Source organism: Gordonia sp. 852002-10350_SCH5691597, from assembly GCF_001665715.1.
GTDB classification, from domain to species: domain Bacteria; phylum Actinomycetota; class Actinomycetes; order Mycobacteriales; family Mycobacteriaceae; genus Gordonia; species Gordonia sputi.
In genome coordinates, this window is sequence record NZ_LZMO01000059.1 from 1 (window position 1) to 16,244 (window position 16,244).

Consider the following 16,244-nt stretch of genomic DNA (forward strand, 5'->3'; position numbering starts at 1 on the left):
GGGCTGTCGGTGACCGGATTGTCGGTGCCGCGGCTCTCCAGGGCGAGGTCGACGAGTGCTCTCGCCAACGACGGCACGGCTGTGACCTGGTCGACGGCGTGGCGGTCGACCAGCTCGACGAGTGCCATCGGGTCGCGCGCGGAAGTGTCGTCCGCGATGGCGACCGTTGCGCCTGCCGCCAGTGCGCCGAGGATCTCTGTGGTGCCGTCGATGAACGCGATGGCGCTTTTGGCGAGCACGACGGATCCGTCCCACCGCTGCGCGGCCCACGCGATGCGATTCGCCAGCGCCGCAGCTGTACCCACAACGCCCTTCGGTGTCCCGGTCGATCCTGACGTGTAGATCAGATACGCGGCGGACTCGGGATGCGGCGTGTGCGGGGCTCGTTCGGGCGAATCGACGGCGTCGGCGCGAACCTCGTCGAAGGTCTGCTCGTCGAGCACGAGTACGGGAGCGGCGTCGTCGAGCATGAATCGAATACGAGCCGGAGGGTAGGTCGGGTCGATCGGTGCGACGACCGCACCGAGACGGGCAACGGCAAGGATCGCGACGACCATGTCGATGCCACGCGGCAATGCCACTGCGACAACGGATTCGGATTCGATGCCGCGAGCGCTCAGTACATGAGCGGTTCGCGCCGCGAGCACATCCAGCTCGCGGTAGCCGACGCGTCGGTTACCCGAGACGAGTGCGGTTCGTCGTGCACGGCGTAGTGCGGCATCCGAGATCTGCTGGGCCACCGGGACATATGGCAGCGATTCTGAGGGGAGCGATTCTGGCGGCGGGGTCGTGGCCGACTGGGTCACCGTGAGGCTACCAAGGAGTTCCTCACGCGAGTGCGCGAGCAGAGTCAGCCAGGCGATGACCTCCTCGAGCAGATGCGGGTCGGCTCCACGCCGTTCGAGTACCAGCCCGATCGAGGGTTCGTCCTCGACGAGAAGCGTTGCGGTGAAGTCGTTGTCATCCTCGATGCGGGGGCGCACATCTCCGCGAGGGAAGCTCTCGAACACGACGAGCGACGAGATCGGGCCGCCGAGGTCGACTGCCGAGATGATGTCGGCCAGCGGCACGTGATGGCTGCTGAGCAGGGCGAGTTGCTCGCGCTGCAGTCGTGTCAGCGTGCTGCCGACGGTCTCGCCCGGGTCGATGCGCACCCGAACCGGGACCGTGTTGATGAGCATGCCGACCATCTCGTCGACGCCGGGCACCGAGGGATCCCGTCCCGAGACGACCGTTGCGAAAACGACGTCGTCGCTGTCGTTGCGGTCAGCGAGGACAAGCGCCCACGCGAGTTGGATGACGGTGTTGAGTGTCGCCGACGACTGCGTCGCCACGTCACGCAACGCGGCGGATACGTGGACGCTCAGGCGTGTGCGTAACGGCACGCTTGGCGTGGTCGGCTCGACGATGTCCATGATCGTCGACGCCTCGAGATCCGCGAGGGCATCGACCCACGGACCGACATCGCGACCCCGTGAGGCAATCCAGCGTGCGTAGTCGCTGATCGGGCGTATCGGCGCGAGCGTGTCGCCACGGTACGCGCGCAGGATCTCGCTGAACATCAGGTGCAGCGACCACCCGTCCAGAGCAACGTGGTGTGCCACGACGAACAGCCAGCGAGGGCGGCCGGAATCGGTCGCGAGTGTAAAGCGCAGTGGCGGAGGTGAAGTCAGTGCAATGCCGGCTGAGCGGGCGTCGGCGCGCAGTGTGTCAAGGCCGTCGTCGAGAGTGGAGATGTCGACGACGGGCAGTTGCACCTCGACCGCGGTGTGCACGCGCGCGACGGGCTCGCCGGTCCGTCGACGTGTGTAAGAGGTTCGCAGCATCGCGTGTCGAGCGGTGACCGTCGCGATTGCCTCACGAAGCCGGTCGACGTCTACTTCCTGTGGGAGGACGGTCGTGAGATCGAGGTCGGCGAGGATCAGATACGGATCGACGTCATCGGCGCCACGGGGGGCCGTCGATCGGTAGACGATCGCTTCCTGCAGACCGGTGAGGGGTAGGACGTCTTCGAGCGCTGCGCTCACAGCAGGTCACCCTCCATCAGTTCGTTGAGTTCGTCGTCGTCAATCCCCGCAGTAGTGGCGCCCGCCCGGTCTGCAGAGAACGGTTGGTCTGCCGAGAACCGCTGGTCTCTCGGGAATTGCTGGTCTGTCGGGAACTGCTGGTGGGCGGGTTCTGCGTTGCTGACGCTGCGCGCGACCGATGCCAGTCCCTCGACCGTGGGATGGTCGAAGATCTCCAGTGGCGTGATCTCCCAGCCGACCGATGCCGCCGCGCTGACCACTCGCACGGCGACGATGCTGTCGCCGCCGAGCGCGAAGAAGTTGTCCTCCGCACCGACCGTGGGAAGTCCGAGCACCGAGGCGAATACGTCGGCGAGCTCGGTCTCGACAGGACCCGATGGCGGTCGCGATCGGGCGGCCTGCGCGGCATAGTCGGGGGCGGGCAGTGCTCGTCGATCGATCTTGCCGTTGGGCGTGAGGGGAAACTCATCGAGCACGACGAGCGCTGACGGCACCATGTAGTCGGGGAGGATCGTGGCGAGTTCGCTCCGCCACGACTGTGCCAGCGCTGTGTTGTAGGCAGAGTCTGTGTTGTCAGCAGAGCTGCTGTCGGAGTGCGTGGTGACGTAGCCGACGAGTCGCCCGTCCACGGAGGTCACCACCGCGCCCGCGACGGCGGGGAGGGCGGAGAGTGCGGTCTCGATGTCGCCTAGTTCGACTCGGAACCCGCGCACCTTGACCTGGTGGTCGGTGCGGCCGAGGCAGTCGAGCCGTCCGTCCGGGCGGATGCGCGCCAGATCTCCGGTGCGATACATGCGCGCGCCGTCGGTGAACGGGTCGGCGACGAATCGGGCGGCGGTCATGCCGGGCAGGCCGCGGTATCCGCGAGCGAGTCCGTCGCCGCTGAGATAGAGCTCGCCGACACGTCCGACGGGCACCGGGTGCAACGTCGAATCAAGCACGCGGACACCGGTATTCGCGATCGGTGTGCCTATGGTGACGTCGGCGTCGTCGTCGACCTCAGCCGTCGTCGACCAGATCGTCGTCTCTGTCGGTCCGTACATGTTGCGCACCGACCGTGCGGAAGCGACGAGACCTCGAGCGACGTCGGAGGGCAACTGCTCGCCGCCGACGAGGACGTCGACATTCGCCAGTGCGGACCCCCATCCCGCACCGAGAAATGCCGACCACAACGACGGCGTGGCCTGGACCACGTCCGGCCGGTGTCGCGAGATGAGCGCCGCGAGTCGCGCCGGATCGTGGATGTCGTCGTTGTCGGCAAGAACCACACATGCTCCCGCCGACAGCGGCACGAGTGTCTCCAAGAGTGCGATGTCGAACGATATCGTCGTCACCGCCAGCAGAGACCTGCGCGGCCCCAGGCCTAGTCCACTGACCATGTGATCGGCGAAGTTCCGCAGGGCACGGTGCGGGATCACCACACCCTTCGGTGTGCCCGTCGACCCCGACGTGTAGATCAAGTAGGCAGCCGAGTTGCCGACCGGGTCGCCCGACATGGCCGTGACCGGCAGTGGGCGCGGATCGGATAGGCGACGGATCTGAACATGGCGGCCTCCGGATGCCACGACGGCGGGTTCGGTTATGGGAGCTTCGATGATGGCGACAGGTGCGGCGTCGGCGATGCTGGCTTCTCTGCGGTGGGCAGGAAATCCAGGATCGAGCGGGAGAAAGGCTGCGCCACTACGCATCACGGCGACCAACGCGACGATCAGGTCGATGCCACGGGGGAGTGCGATCGCGATGACCGAGTCGGGAACGACTGGGCCCAGGCGTGCCACGAGGTCGTCTGCGCGACGATTGAGTTCGCGAAAATCAATGGTGTCGTCGCCGAATCGCACCGCGATCGTATCGGGTTCGGCAGCCGCGATGCGGGCATCGAGCGGGGTCGGGTCGATCGGTGCTGTCGTGCCGGAAGGGAGAACCACCACGTGTGCTCGCCGGGTGTCGGGCGCACCGGATTCTGGCCCATCGGATTCTGGCCCATCGGATATGTGCTCGACGATCCGCATGGCGCCGACGGGACGTGTCGGCTCACGCAGGAATTCGCCGACGAATGCCGCAAGTGAGTCGGCGATCCGAGCGGCGTGTGCTCGGCTGTAGATGGCTGCGTCGGCGTCGACTGTGAGTTCCAGGTCCGAGCGGTCGGGGTTGGAGCGGTCGGGGCTGGAGCGGTCGGGGTCCGACGGCCCGAGGTCGAGCGCTGTGATCGAGAGATCGACAACCGGACCACGACGCAGCGAGCGGACCGTCGCGGTAATCGCGCAGGCGGCGAGTGATTCGGTACTTGAGGAATCAGGTGTTGGGGAATCGGGTGTTCGGGATTCGGCACTTCGGGACTCGGGAGTTCCGGCTTCGAAGGTGACGGTGGAGCCAAAGGGCTTGACGTTGACCGTCGGTCCCACGACACCGTCGACAGCGCGGCGTCGTGCGTCGCGGAGAATGTCCTCGCCGCGGTAACGCGCATGGGGAGCGATCCGGCGAATCCCAGCGGCGGCGTCGGCGGCGAGCTCGTCGGCCGTCACCGCAGGTGCGACCGTAACGCGCAGCGGGACGACATTGACCGTCGTGCACACGACATTGGCTGTGGGAGAGCCGAATCGGTTCATCATCGGGAAGCCGATCACGACGTCGTCGCTGTCGGTCGCGCGCGCACAGAACGCCGCAACGGCGGCGGCGAGACGATCAGGAGACATCGCGGCTCCGCCCGCACCGCCGACTACGGATCGAGTCGTGTGCACAGCGGCTGCGATCCGATGGCCACGTGGCGTGTCGCCCAAGGTCAGGGGACCAGTGACGCGCGCGAGCTCGCGGCTCCAGAATGCTGCGCTCGCACCGGCATCGGGTTCCGGCGGAAGGTCGACGACGCTCCCGAGGCGTCGGGTATCACCCGGATCCGCGTAGAGGCGGCCGATGCGTCGAACAAGCAGACCGAGGCCGTAGGCATCGATCACGATGTGATGTGCGACGACGAGTAGTGCCGTGCACCCGCCCGCATGCAAGATCTCGACGACTGCGCATGGGCCGGATGCGGGGTCTATCGCCACCTGGACCGCGGCTTGCGCATACTCATCGATTGCGTCGGCGTCGTCGCCGAGATCGTGATCGGCGACCTCGATCGGTGCGCCGAGTTCGACAGTCACGCCGCCGTCCTGTTCGGAGAACACCGAGCGCAATCCGTCGGCTTCAGCGACGGCTTGGCGAACGGCGGCGGAGAGGCGACCAGGTTCGGGCCGAGCGTCGAAGTCGACGAGCTGACCGATGGTGAACACATCGGGATTCGGCGCGACTCGATGAGCGAACCACAATCCCTGCTGCGCTGACGTGGCGCGCATCAACACCCCACCCGGGCAGTCGGTAATGCGGCGATCTCAGGCAATCGACGACAGCAGCCAACCATAAGCAGTTAGCTTACCCTAGCCTTAGCGGAGCGTAGGGGCGGGCCTCTTCTCTAAATTTGGTAAGCCTATGCTTACCAGAGAACGAGCCTCGGTGCTCGCGATTCACTGCACGTCATCAGAGAGGACGGCATGGCCACAACGAATACGGTACTCACCCGAGAACGGATCATCGCCGACATTGCCGGCATCCTGGGTGTGGACGAGAGCGAAATCACCGATGACACAAACGTTCTCGACGTCGGTTTGGACTCGGTGCGGCTGATGTCACTGATCGAACGTTGGCGCGCCGCTGGTGCACACAGGGCTGATCTGGTGAGTATGGCCGCCGATCCGGTCGTCGGCTCCTGGGTTCGTGAGCTCACCGCGGAGAGCGTTTCCGGCGCCAACGAGGGAGAGCTCCGATGAGCGACGTCACCCACGGCGGGGAACCGATCAGTGAGACAGCCGACGTCGTCGTCGTTGGCGGCGGACCGGGAGGGTCGACGGTCGCGACACTGCTGGCTCGCAGCGGCCACCGCGTGGTGCAGTTGGAGAAGGAGTCGTTTCCCCGGTACCAGATCGGCGAATCACTGCTTCCCTCAACGATTCACGGCGTATGCCGACTACTCGGCGTCGACGAGAAGATCAAGAACGCGGGATTCATGCACAAACGGGGCGGCAGCTTCCGCTGGGGCAAGAATCCGGTGCCGTGGAACTTCCTGTTTGCCATCTCGCCGGAGTTCGCGGGTGAGGGGTCATACGCGTACCAGGTCGAGCGCATGAAGTTCGACCAGATTCTGCTCGAGAACGCCGCGGAGCAGGGAGTCGACGTGCGGCAGCGCAGCAGGGTCAACGGGACCATCACCGACGAGTCCGGCCGGGTCACGGGTATCCGGTACGTCGACGCCGACCGGGTCGAGCACCGGATCGACGCGAAGTTCGTCGTCGATGCGTCGGGTAACACGACGCGTTTGTCGAAACATGCAGGCGGAGAGAGGATTTACTCCGACTTCTTCCAGAACGTCGCGGTGTTCGGATACTTCGAGAACGGCAAGCGCTTCCCCGCGCCGGACAGCGGCAACATCCTCTGCGCTGCGTTCGACGAGGGATGGATGTGGTACATCCCGCTGTCGGACACGCTGACCAGCGTCGGAGCCGTGATCTCGCGCGACAAGGCCGAGCACGTGCTCAATGCGCAGGAAGAGACACTGCTGCACTACGTTGATCGCTGCGAGATCGTGAAGGACATGCTGTCCGACGCCACACGCGTCACTGAGGGCACCTACGGTGAGATCCGAATCCGCAAGGACTATTCGTATGCCAACACCCGCTTCTGGGGCAACGGAATGGTGCTCGTCGGCGATGCCGCGTGCTTCATCGATCCGGTGTTCTCCACCGGGGTTCATCTCGCGACCTACTCGGGTGTGCTGGCGGCGCGGTCGATCAACAGTGTGCTGGCAGGTGCGATGACCGAGGAGCGGGCGTTCACCGAGTTCGAGGGTCGGTACCGTCGCGAGTACGCGGTCTTCTATGAGTTCTTGTCGGCTTTCTATGACATGGAGCAGTCCGAGGACTCGTACTTCTGGAAGGCGCGTAAGGTCACCAACTTCGACCGGAACGACATGACCGCATTCGTGTCGCTGGTCGCGGGCGCCTACTCCGGCGAACAGGCTCTCACCGACCCGGAACAGATCATCGAGCGCTTCTCTGCGTCGACGGCCGCTCTCACCGAGGCGGCCGAGCGAACCGGCGGCATGGACACCGACTCGGGTCAGCGGATGGGGCATCTCTTCGGTACGCAGGTCGTGCGTGACGTCATGGAGGAGATGAACGCGTTCCAGGCACGCGGGGCAGTCGGTACCGACGGGACCGAACCGCCCTTACTCGACGGTGGGCTTGTTCCATCGGCTGACGGCCTGAGTTGGGCCGAACCCGCCCCGGCTACCGTCTGATCGGCCAACGCCCGCCATGCTGACAGCGTTGGCGCTGCTCCTCGGAACGGCAGTCGTGTGCGGAGCGATCGCGCGTCGGCTCGGATTCCCCTCGATGGCAGGCGAATTGGTCGCGGGCGTGCTGCTCGGTCCGTCGGTCCTCGGCATGGTGGCACCGCACGTCACGGGAGTGGTCGTCAGCGCAGACGGCACGCCGACCACAGCGATATCCGCGGTCGGCACGCTCGCCGTGGTGTTGCTCGTCGGGCTTGCAGCGACGGAGCTCGACGGTCCGTTCGTGCGTGGAAACGCGCGCAAGATCGGCGTCATCAGCGGTGTCTCCTTCGTGATTCCGCTCGTCGCAGGCATCGGACTCGGACTGGTGCTGCCTGCCCGATATCTCGGCGACGGTACGAACGCAGGTGATGGCACGAGCACAACAGAATTCGCAGTTCTGCTCGGTGTCGCGATGTCGGTCAGTGCGATTCCCGTGATCGCTCGGATCCTCGGAGACCTGCATCTGCTGCCGACGAGGCTCGGTCGGCTCATCCTGTCGGCGGGCACTCTCACCGACCTTGCCGCCTGGGTGGCGCTCGCGGCGGTGTCAGCCATGGTCACCGTGGGGTTGCGCGGCTGGCACCTGCCGTTGACGCTGCTGGCGATGATCGGTTCGATTGCCGTGGCGCTTGTCGCGCGACCGGTGATCGGACGTCTGTTGACCCGCTTGGAATCCGGTGGCCACGATGCGCAGTCGGCAGCGGTGATGGTGATCACGATGGTCGCCGGTGCCGCGGCGACCGACGCGATGCATCTCGAGGCTGTTCTCGGAGCACTACTTGCCGGGATCGCCTGTGGTCGACGTCCCGAGCGCGTCGTGACGCCGCTCCGCTTGGTCACCACGGCTGTGCTTGCGCCGGTGTTCCTCGCCTCGGCCGGCTTACACGTCGACCTGAGGGCTCTCGCTTCTCCGGGAGTTGCCGGAGTGGCGGTCGGGGTGATCGCCGTCGCCGTCGTCGCCAAGCTGGTTGGCGGCTACGTCGGGGCTCGCCTTGCGCGATTGTCCCGGTGGGAGTCGATGGCGGTCGGGAGCGGGCTCAACGCTCGCGGGGTCGTCGAGATCATCATCGCGACAACGGGATTGAGTCTCGGAATCTTCAGTGAAGAGACCTACATGATCGTCGTCGTCATGGCGGTGGTCACGTCGGTGATGGCGGGACCGATGCTCGTGGCTGCAGCGCGCCGATGTCGGCCGGACGCCGGTAGGTCAGATCTCGTCGGTGCCGAGAGCGCGCAGCACGGTACGTAGCTTGGCCGTGGTCTCCGCCACTTCCGCGTCGGGATCGGAGTCGGCGACGATACCGCCACCCGCCCAGGTCGCCAGAGCTCCTGTGCGCGAGTCGATTTCCGCACACCGGATAGCCACGAGCCACTCGCCGTCTCCAGGGGCCACAGCGCCGTGCGGAGTCCTGCTGTCCGACACTGTCAGCCCGTCGGCGCCGCGCAGTACTTCGTGGCGCGCGGCGTGGGGCAGATCGTCGGGAGAATGATCGTCGGGGGAGAGATTCCCGATGCACCATCCGACGGCACCTCCGTAGAAACCACGGTCGCCCTCCGTCGCGAGGATGTACTCCCTGGCTGCGCCGGTGGGAGTCCCGCACACCGCGGGGGTGGGATGAACGGCGATCGCGAGGTCGAGGGCCGTTGTCGACGGGTCGGCCAGTTCGCCGACGATCGGCGTGCCCAGGTGCCACATCGACGACGTGCCCACGATGCTTGGCGCATCGGGTACGTCGAGTCGGGTGCACAGCGGCGCGAGCGCACTGCGCAGAGCATCGACGACGAAACGGTGCTCAGCGAGATCCTTCGCCGACGAGTTCAGCGTCGCAGCGCGCTCGGCGTCGACGCTGGGGTCATGATGGCGTGGAGTGGAACCGGCGAGCGGGTGAGCGCTCACCTGACGTCCGCATCGTCGTACGAGTACCTCGGGACTCGCGCCCACGAGATGTCGGCCTCGGTAGGCGTCTCCCGCGGAAGTGAGCTCCGTGCGGAACAGTCCCGAATGCGGGTTCTGTGCGGCGAGGGCGGCCAGGAACACCGCCGGTGTCAACCTCGGCGTGGTGTCCAACAACAGCTTTCGTGCGAGTACCACCTTGGCCAGCGGAGTGGTCGAGTCGGCGAGCACTGTGACCGCTGCGGCGACCCTGGCACGGTGTTCTTCACGGAGCGGTTCCGCGGCGACCACGCGGGCTTCGGTGATCGGGCCTGCTGCCGTGGCCAGCCCAGCTGTGGGCCAGGAGTTGGGTGGCACGTCGAAGCGGATGTGCGCGGGTGCGGTCAGCGCGCTTGGCGCGTCGGTGTCGAATGCGAGAGCACCGACGATCGCTGAGTGCTCACCGCGCGCGAGTGACTCGGCTGCGCGCGAGGGATCGTCGAACGAGGCCACAGCACCGCTGGCAGAACAGTGATAATCGAGTCCGTAGAGATCGAAATGGTTTGCAGCCAAGAGTGATTCGTCGATGAGCGCGGCCTGCGCGCCGGAACCGTCCACGGGCCCTGGCGAGGTCGAAAGTGTCATGGCGCCGGTCGTCCTCCTCGTTCGATGCGGATTCGGTGTGTGCTGATGTCTGCTGACGTGTGCGAGTTTCGCGTCGCGGGGGGTACATGAACACAAGCTGATGATTAGGTTAGACTTACCTCGCATTGCGTGGGCATTGGCCCACGGAAATCACGACGATCTAGGGAGTGGCGCGTGTGTAGTGAGCGGAACTCCGAACTCGATATCGCTGGCATCGGTTTCGGACCGTCGAACCTGGCTTTGGCCATCGCGGTCGAGGAGTACAACGACGAGCGCGCGGTACGCAACGACAAGAGGGCGGTACGCAACGGCGGGATCAACGCCAGGTTCTTCGAGAAGAAGTCCCAGTTCGGGTGGCATCCCGGCATGCTCCTGCCCGGAGCGACGATGCAGGTGTCGTTTCTCAAAGATCTGGTGACGCAACGTAATACGTCGAGTTCGTACTCGTTCCTGAGCTACCTCAACGAGCACGATCGTCTGGGACACTTCATCAATCGTCAGGACTTCTTCCCACTGCGCGTCGAATTCCACGACTACCTCCGGTGGGCCGCGGAACGCGTGTCGGTACCGGTCGACTACGGCTCGGAGATCAGCTCGGTCACGTTCGCCGACGGTGCGTTCGAGATCGCCTCGACGTCGGGCGAGAGCGTGCGCGCACGAAACCTGGTCCTCGGCGGAGGGCTGCGAGCGAAGCTCCCCGCAGGTGTCGTCGCAGGCCCGCGGGTATTTCACAACCATCACGTGCTTCCCAACCTCGCCAAGCTCCCGCCACTGACGCACCGCAGGTTCGCCGTGATCGGCGCGGGTCAGAGTGCCGCGGAGGTTGCTGCCTTCCTGCACGAAACGACAGGCGCCGAAGTGCACGCCGTTTTCTCCAAGTACGGCTACACGCCGGCCGATGACAGTCCCTATGCCAACCGCATCTTCGACGCCGAGGCCGTCGACGAGTATTTCTCGGCTGAGCCGGCGTGGCGCGACCGTCTGCTCCAGTACCACCGCAGCACGAACTACTCGGCGGTCGATCCGGTCCTGATCCAGGACCTGTACGGACGCGAGTACACCGAGCGCGTATCGGGAAATCGCCGCCTCTTCGTACACGGCGCGACCGAGGTCACCGACCTCGACGAGACCGACGACGTCGCACGGTTACGCATCGCACACCGCACGACGGGTGAGGTCATCGACCTCGACTGCGACGCCGTCGTGTTCGCGACCGGATTCGAGCCGACGCCTGTCGCGGACATGCTCGGAGATCTGGCTGCTCATTGTGCGGCTGATCAACATGGCCGCCCCGTACTCGACCGCGCGTACCGGCTGCAGACCTCGTCGGAGATCACCGGGCAGATCTTCGTACAGGGCAACTCAGAACACACACACGGGCTCACGTCGACGCTACTGTCGAATGTGGCCATCCGATCGGGGGAGATCCTCGACGCCGTCGTGGGTCGCGGATCGAATCAACCGCTCCCGGCGGCCGTACCCGTTGGCCATAGCGCCTCTGGCGCTTGAGTTTTCGAGAGGTGAGCAACGTGACCGGCATCGACGCCGCGCAGGGGCAGGATTTGAGGCCCCATCCGACGGAGATCAAGTTGACCATGTACGACCTGCTGCCACGTACGGTCGAGGTGGTCGAAACCATCGACTTGAGTCCGGACATGCGTCGAGTGCGGTTCTCCATCAGCGCACCCGAGAGCTTCATCGTGGTGCACATGGCACCCGACGACCACATCAAACTGTTCTTCCCGGATCCCGAGAGCGGCGAGATAGTCATGCCCGGCGTCGGCGCCGAAGGTATGCGGCTGCCCACCGAGGGTAAGTTTCCGATCTACCGCGACTACACCATTCGGGCATTCGACCGTGAGAGCGGCGTACTCGACATCGATTTCGTGCTGCACGATCACGGTGTCGCCGGAAAATGGGCGGGAAGCGCGGTTGCGGGCGATCGACTCGGAATGCTCGGTCCGCGCGGCTCCCATATCTATCCGACCGGCTACGACTGGTACCTGCTCGGTGCCGACGACACGGCGCTACCTGCTCTCGCGCGCTGGCTGGAAGAGCTGCCCGACGACAAGCCGGTCATCGCGTTCGCGGAGGTCACCGGATCCGAGACGGAGATCGACCTCCCGCAGCGCCCGAACGCCCGCGTCCACTTCGTCCATCGTGGAGCCGATCAGGCGGGCAGGGGCACAAACCTCCTGCGCGCGGTCGAGGAATTGGACCTCCCCGAAGGTAACTTCTACAGCTGGTTCGCCGGTGAGGCGTTGTCGCTCAAGCCGATTCGACGTCATCTGCGCCGCGAGCTCGGTCGGCCCAAGGACTGCGTCAAGGTCGACGGCTACTGGCGCACCGGAACCGTCAACCTCGACCACCACGTCGAGGACGACGAGGCGTCGGAGTAGTTCACAGCGGGGTAAGAGGCAGCGGGGCAAGCGGCACGGGAGTAAACCCCGCTCGGGTGCGGGGTTCGTCCCGACCTCCCGTCACCCGATGAGGGGCGCCAGGGTCTCGCCGAGAAGAGTCACACGGCCGGGGACATGTCCGTTGGCGGGAGAGTTGACCGTCACGCCGTCGATTCCGCTCTCCAGCAGAGCGGAGTATCGTTGTGCAACCTGTTCGGGACTACCGACGATTGTCGATGCTCGACGTACCTCTGCCGCCGGATTGCGTGCGAGATACGCCTCGAATTCAGCGGTGGCCTGCTCCTCGGTGGGCGCGATGCAGGCCGAGGTCTGCGCGGTCACCGTGATCTCCGACCGATCGCGGCCGAGTCGTTCGCAGTGAGCGGCAAGGACGTCGAGCTTCCTCGGAAGATCCTCGGGCGCGGCGATGAGGTTGGACTCGTCGGCGTACTGCGCAACCATCCGCAACGTCTTCTTCTCGCCACCACCACCGATCATCACCGGGATACGGCCAAGTGGCGCAGGCGAATTGATGGCCTCTTCGACGTGGTACCACTTACCGTCGAGTGAGGGCCGTTCGCCGCGCAACATCGGCAGGATGATCTGCAGTGCTTCTTCGAGCTTCTCGAATCGATCGGTGAAGGTACCGAATTCGAAGCCCAGTGACTGATGCTCGAACTCGAACCACCCGGCTCCGATCCCGAGTTGAGCACGACCACCCGACACGACGTCGAGTGCAGTGACGCTTTTCGCCAGCAGCGTCGGGTTCCGGTAGGTGTTGCCGGTGACCAGTGAGGACAGACGCACGCGCGAGGTGTGCTGGGCGAGTGCGGAGAGCAGCGTGTAGCACTCGATCATCGGCTCGTCCGGGGCGCCGAGGATGGGCAGTTGGTAGAAGTGGTCCATCACCAGGACGGTGTCGAAGCCGGAGTTCTCCGCTTCGACGGCCTGCGCGACGATGGTGGGGAAGAGCTGGTCGGGTGCTGTGTCGGGGTAGGTGAAGTTCGGGATTTGGTAGCCGAGTGTCGTCACCTCGTCGACGCTACGCCGAACCGCCGATGTGGCGGGCGAGCGAGGCGATCGTCTCGATGAGGTGATCGAACACGGCGTCGACGTCGGTTGCTCTTGCGATTCGGGCATTCGGGGTTCCGCCCCACATGCCGCGCTCGTCGGCGACGGTCATCCCGCGGGTCAGGGCTCCGGTGAGCTCGACACCGACCTGGGCGGGCAGGGTGTCGGCGATCGCCGGGTCGAGTGCGACCATCGCGGCAAACGGATCGTGCAGATGAGCGAGGTAGCCCTCGTCGTGAGCATCGTGAAACTCCAGGTAGAAGCGCATCGCGTCGACGAGGTGACGCACGATCGGATTGTCGGCAACTGATCGGATGCCGGCTTCGTCCGTCGGATCGAGATACTCGACGGGACTGCTGCCTGCCGCGGCCGCCAGTCGAACCAGGTGATCGGGGAGAAGTGCGACGGTCTCGGTGAGATCGAGAGGACAGATGATCGGGGCGGGCGCACCGTCGACGCCGAACGCAGCGAAGACCTCGGCGGCGGCCTCCGGGTCGACGGCGACATTCCATTCGGCGACAGGCGTGGTGTTGCCGTGGACATGAAACGCGCCACCCATGATGACCAGCCGACGCAGTCGTCGTGGCAGGCTCGAGTCGCGTCGTATCGCGGTGGCAAGCGACGTGAGCGGCCCGGTGACCAGCCCGACCAATTCCCCGTCGTGTGCCTGAGCGGCGTCGACCCAGGCGTCTGGTGCGTCGGTGTCTGCGACGACGAGATCGGATGTGGGCAACTCTGCGTATCCGACGCCCAGCGGTCCGTGCGTGTCCTCGGTGGTCATCAGTGGTGCGACAAGCGGACCGTCGGGTCCGCGATGTACCGGAATCTCGCCTCGCTCGCACAGCGACAACCAGGCCAGGTTGTTGGCGGCGACCACGTCGACCGGGACGTTGCCCGCGGTACTCGCGATCCCCACGATGTCGACGTCGGTGCGGGCAAGTAGGTACAGCAGTGCGACCGAATCATCGATACCGGTGTCGCAGTCGAAGAAGAGTCGCTGGGTCACGACACAATTCTGATGGATTCGTAACGAATACGTACGGTCGGGTTCATGGCAACGTACACAACGGCTTTCGAATGGACGGAGACAAATCGGGAATGGCTGATCGAGAACCCGATCAGGATCGTGGGGTACGTGATTGTTGCGCTGGTGGTGCGGTTCGTATGCAACCGGCTCATCGACCGCGTCACACGGCGTCCACCAGGCGATAGGGCCGAACGCGGAGGGAAGGGTTCGACGCCGCTGCTGCTGCGCCACCTGCGTGACCGCGCACCTTCTGGAGCGAGCAGGGCAGTGATCAACCAGCGACGTTCGCAACGAGCCCGCACCATCGGGTCGGTGTTGAAGTCGGTTGTGTCGATCGTTCTTCTCACCTGGGTGGCGCTGGCGATCCTGTCCGTTCTGGGTGTGAATATCGCGCCGTTCATCGCCTCAGCCGGTGTGATCGGCCTCGCCATCGGATTCGGCGCTCAGAATCTCGTGCGCGACTTCGTGACGGGGATCTTCATGCTGCTCGAGGATCAGTACGGGGTCGGCGACGTCGTCGATCTCGGCGAGGCCGTGGGAGAGGTCGAATCGGTTGGTCTTCGGATCACCACGGTGCGCGACGTGGACGGCACGCTCTGGTACGTCCGCAACGGCGAGATTGCGCGCGTCGGCAACATGAGCCAGGAGTATGCGGTTGCCCGCGTCGAACTGCCTGTCGCGCTCACCGCGGATGTCGACAGGGCACAGGAAGTGGCACTCACCGCTGCGCACGCGGCTGTGGAGTCGGATGTATTATCCGAGCATGTGACTGGCGAACCCGACATGCTCGGTGTACAGGAGCTCTCTGCCGATCAACTGATCCTGCGAATGACAGTCACCACAAAGCCCAACTCGCAGTGGAGGGTTCAGCGGACACTGCGCCGCGAGATCCTCCGGGCCTACGACGAGCACGGGATCGAATTGCCGTATCCGCGGGGCCAACTGCTCACCGCGTCACCAAACTAACGCCAGCAGGGGCGTGGTACGCGAAGCTGGGCGACCGACCGAGCAATCACGTCTGCCCCGCCACCGGGGTGTGGTGGCGGGGTGTGGACGGGTTGCGGCGCAACCGGATTCGACGGCTCGCCCGGGCTAGCGGATGGGTGTGTCGGCCGGGTTGACGCGGTGGTCAGGTGACGCGGTGGTCAGGTGACGCGGTGGTCAGGTGACACAGCGGTCAGGCGGCGTCGGCCAAGGGTGGGTCGACGCCTCCGGGTGGGTCGACGCCTCCGGGTGGGTCGACGTCGCCGAGCCACCAGGGGCTGGCTGGTGGGGCCGGACCTGTAGGCGCGTCGGGGTCTGTGGACGGGTCGGGGTCGGGTGGATCGGTGAGGTTCCATTGGATGTCGACCCGCGCGCTGAGCGGTGGGGCACCGGTCGGGCGCATCGAACCCGCCAGTGCTAGTTCGATGTCGGTCAACGTCGGCTCATTCACGCTCGGCGTGCCTGGCGTCGAGGGTGGCGACATCATCCAGGCACCGACTGCGTCGGCGACCACCATCTCGGCACCGACTGCGTCCGCGACCATCATCTCGGTGTCGGCTGTATCCGAGGCTCGCGCGTCGATCGCGGTAACCGTGGCGCCTGTCCCGGCCCCGCTCGCGCGTGCTGCCGTGGCGGTGTGGTTGTTGGTGTGTTCGGCGGTGAGGTAGTCGTGGAAGTCGGCTTTGACGTCGGCGATGCGGTTGATGCGTTCGGGATTTGCGGGCATGCCGGGTGTGGCGTTGAGTCGCCACGCAACACGTCCGGTATCAGGGCCGTGAATCGCCCCGGGTTCGTCGGAGGCTCTCGAACCTGTGAAGGATGGAGAGCATGGCAGCACCTCGGAAGTACAGCA

11 protein-coding genes and 1 pseudogene are annotated in these 16,244 nt (G+C 65.4%); 6 read left to right on the forward strand and 6 right to left on the reverse strand.

Annotated elements, in window-relative coordinates:
- Window positions 1-2,027 (reverse strand): AMP-binding protein (locus A5777_RS04230; RefSeq protein WP_156529281.1); only part of this gene is annotated, 2,027 nt, incomplete at its 3' end.
- On the reverse strand, window positions 2,024-5,359 hold the full coding sequence (locus A5777_RS04235) for a non-ribosomal peptide synthetase (RefSeq protein ID WP_064861729.1): 3,336 nt from the start codon (window positions 5,357-5,359) through the stop codon (window positions 2,024-2,026). The genes A5777_RS04235 and A5777_RS04230, both read right to left, overlap by 4 nt.
- A gap of 195 nt (window positions 5,360-5,554) precedes the next feature.
- On the opposite strand from A5777_RS04235, the gene A5777_RS04240 reads away from it, so the two are divergent.
- The 3 genes from A5777_RS04240 to A5777_RS04250 are packed head-to-tail and all read left to right on the forward strand — an operon-like array spanning window position 5,555 to window position 8,641.
- A complete protein-coding gene (locus tag A5777_RS04240) occupies window positions 5,555-5,830 on the forward strand; it encodes a phosphopantetheine-binding protein (RefSeq protein ID WP_064861730.1) in 276 nt (91 codons plus the stop codon).
- The gene (locus tag A5777_RS04245) at window positions 5,827-7,356 is read left to right on the forward strand and encodes a tryptophan 7-halogenase (protein WP_064861731.1); all 1,530 of its coding nucleotides are present in this window, start codon (window positions 5,827-5,829) and stop codon (window positions 7,354-7,356) included. The genes A5777_RS04240 and A5777_RS04245 overlap by 4 nt, the downstream gene beginning before the upstream one ends.
- A gap of 16 nt (window positions 7,357-7,372) precedes the next feature.
- Entirely contained in the window at window positions 7,373-8,641 is a 1,269-nt protein-coding gene (locus A5777_RS04250) for a cation:proton antiporter (RefSeq protein WP_064861732.1), read from the forward strand.
- On the opposite strand, the gene A5777_RS04255 is transcribed toward A5777_RS04250, so the two are convergent.
- Window positions 8,600-9,910: an isochorismate synthase gene (locus A5777_RS04255; RefSeq protein ID WP_064861733.1), complete on the reverse strand. Its 1,311-nt coding sequence runs from the start codon at window positions 9,908-9,910 to the stop codon at window positions 8,600-8,602. The genes A5777_RS04250 and A5777_RS04255 overlap by 42 nt on opposite strands.
- A 174-nt stretch (window positions 9,911-10,084) precedes the next feature.
- Between A5777_RS04255 and A5777_RS04260 the strand changes: the two genes are divergently transcribed.
- Together A5777_RS04260 and A5777_RS04265 are read left to right on the forward strand one after the other, a co-directional pair.
- Window positions 10,085-11,419, forward strand: a complete 1,335-nt coding sequence (locus A5777_RS04260; protein ID WP_064861734.1) for a lysine N(6)-hydroxylase/L-ornithine N(5)-oxygenase family protein — start codon at window positions 10,085-10,087, stop codon at window positions 11,417-11,419.
- A 20-nt stretch (window positions 11,420-11,439) separates the two neighbouring features.
- Window positions 11,440-12,309, forward strand: a complete 870-nt coding sequence (locus A5777_RS04265; RefSeq protein WP_231894935.1) for a siderophore-interacting protein — start codon at window positions 11,440-11,442, stop codon at window positions 12,307-12,309.
- Between the two features lie 81 nt (window positions 12,310-12,390).
- Here the strand turns inward: A5777_RS04265 and A5777_RS04270 are convergent, their stop codons facing one another.
- Both A5777_RS04270 and A5777_RS04275 read right to left on the reverse strand, forming a co-directional pair.
- Window positions 12,391-13,341, reverse strand: a complete 951-nt coding sequence (locus tag A5777_RS04270) for an LLM class F420-dependent oxidoreductase (protein ID WP_064861735.1) — start codon at window positions 13,339-13,341, stop codon at window positions 12,391-12,393.
- A gap of 10 nt (window positions 13,342-13,351) precedes the next feature.
- The gene (locus A5777_RS04275; protein ID WP_064861736.1) at window positions 13,352-14,386 is read right to left on the reverse strand and encodes a nucleoside hydrolase; all 1,035 of its coding nucleotides are present in this window, start codon (window positions 14,384-14,386) and stop codon (window positions 13,352-13,354) included.
- Window positions 14,387-14,431: 45 nt separating this feature from the next.
- On the opposite strand from A5777_RS04275, the gene A5777_RS04280 reads away from it, so the two are divergent.
- A complete protein-coding gene (locus tag A5777_RS04280) occupies window positions 14,432-15,373 on the forward strand; it encodes a mechanosensitive ion channel family protein (RefSeq protein WP_064861737.1) in 942 nt (313 codons plus the stop codon).
- A 211-nt stretch (window positions 15,374-15,584) separates the two neighbouring features.
- On the opposite strand, the pseudogene A5777_RS04285 reads toward A5777_RS04280, so the two are convergent.
- A pseudogene (locus A5777_RS04285) lies at window positions 15,585-16,244 on the reverse strand (hypothetical protein); the annotation flags it as partial.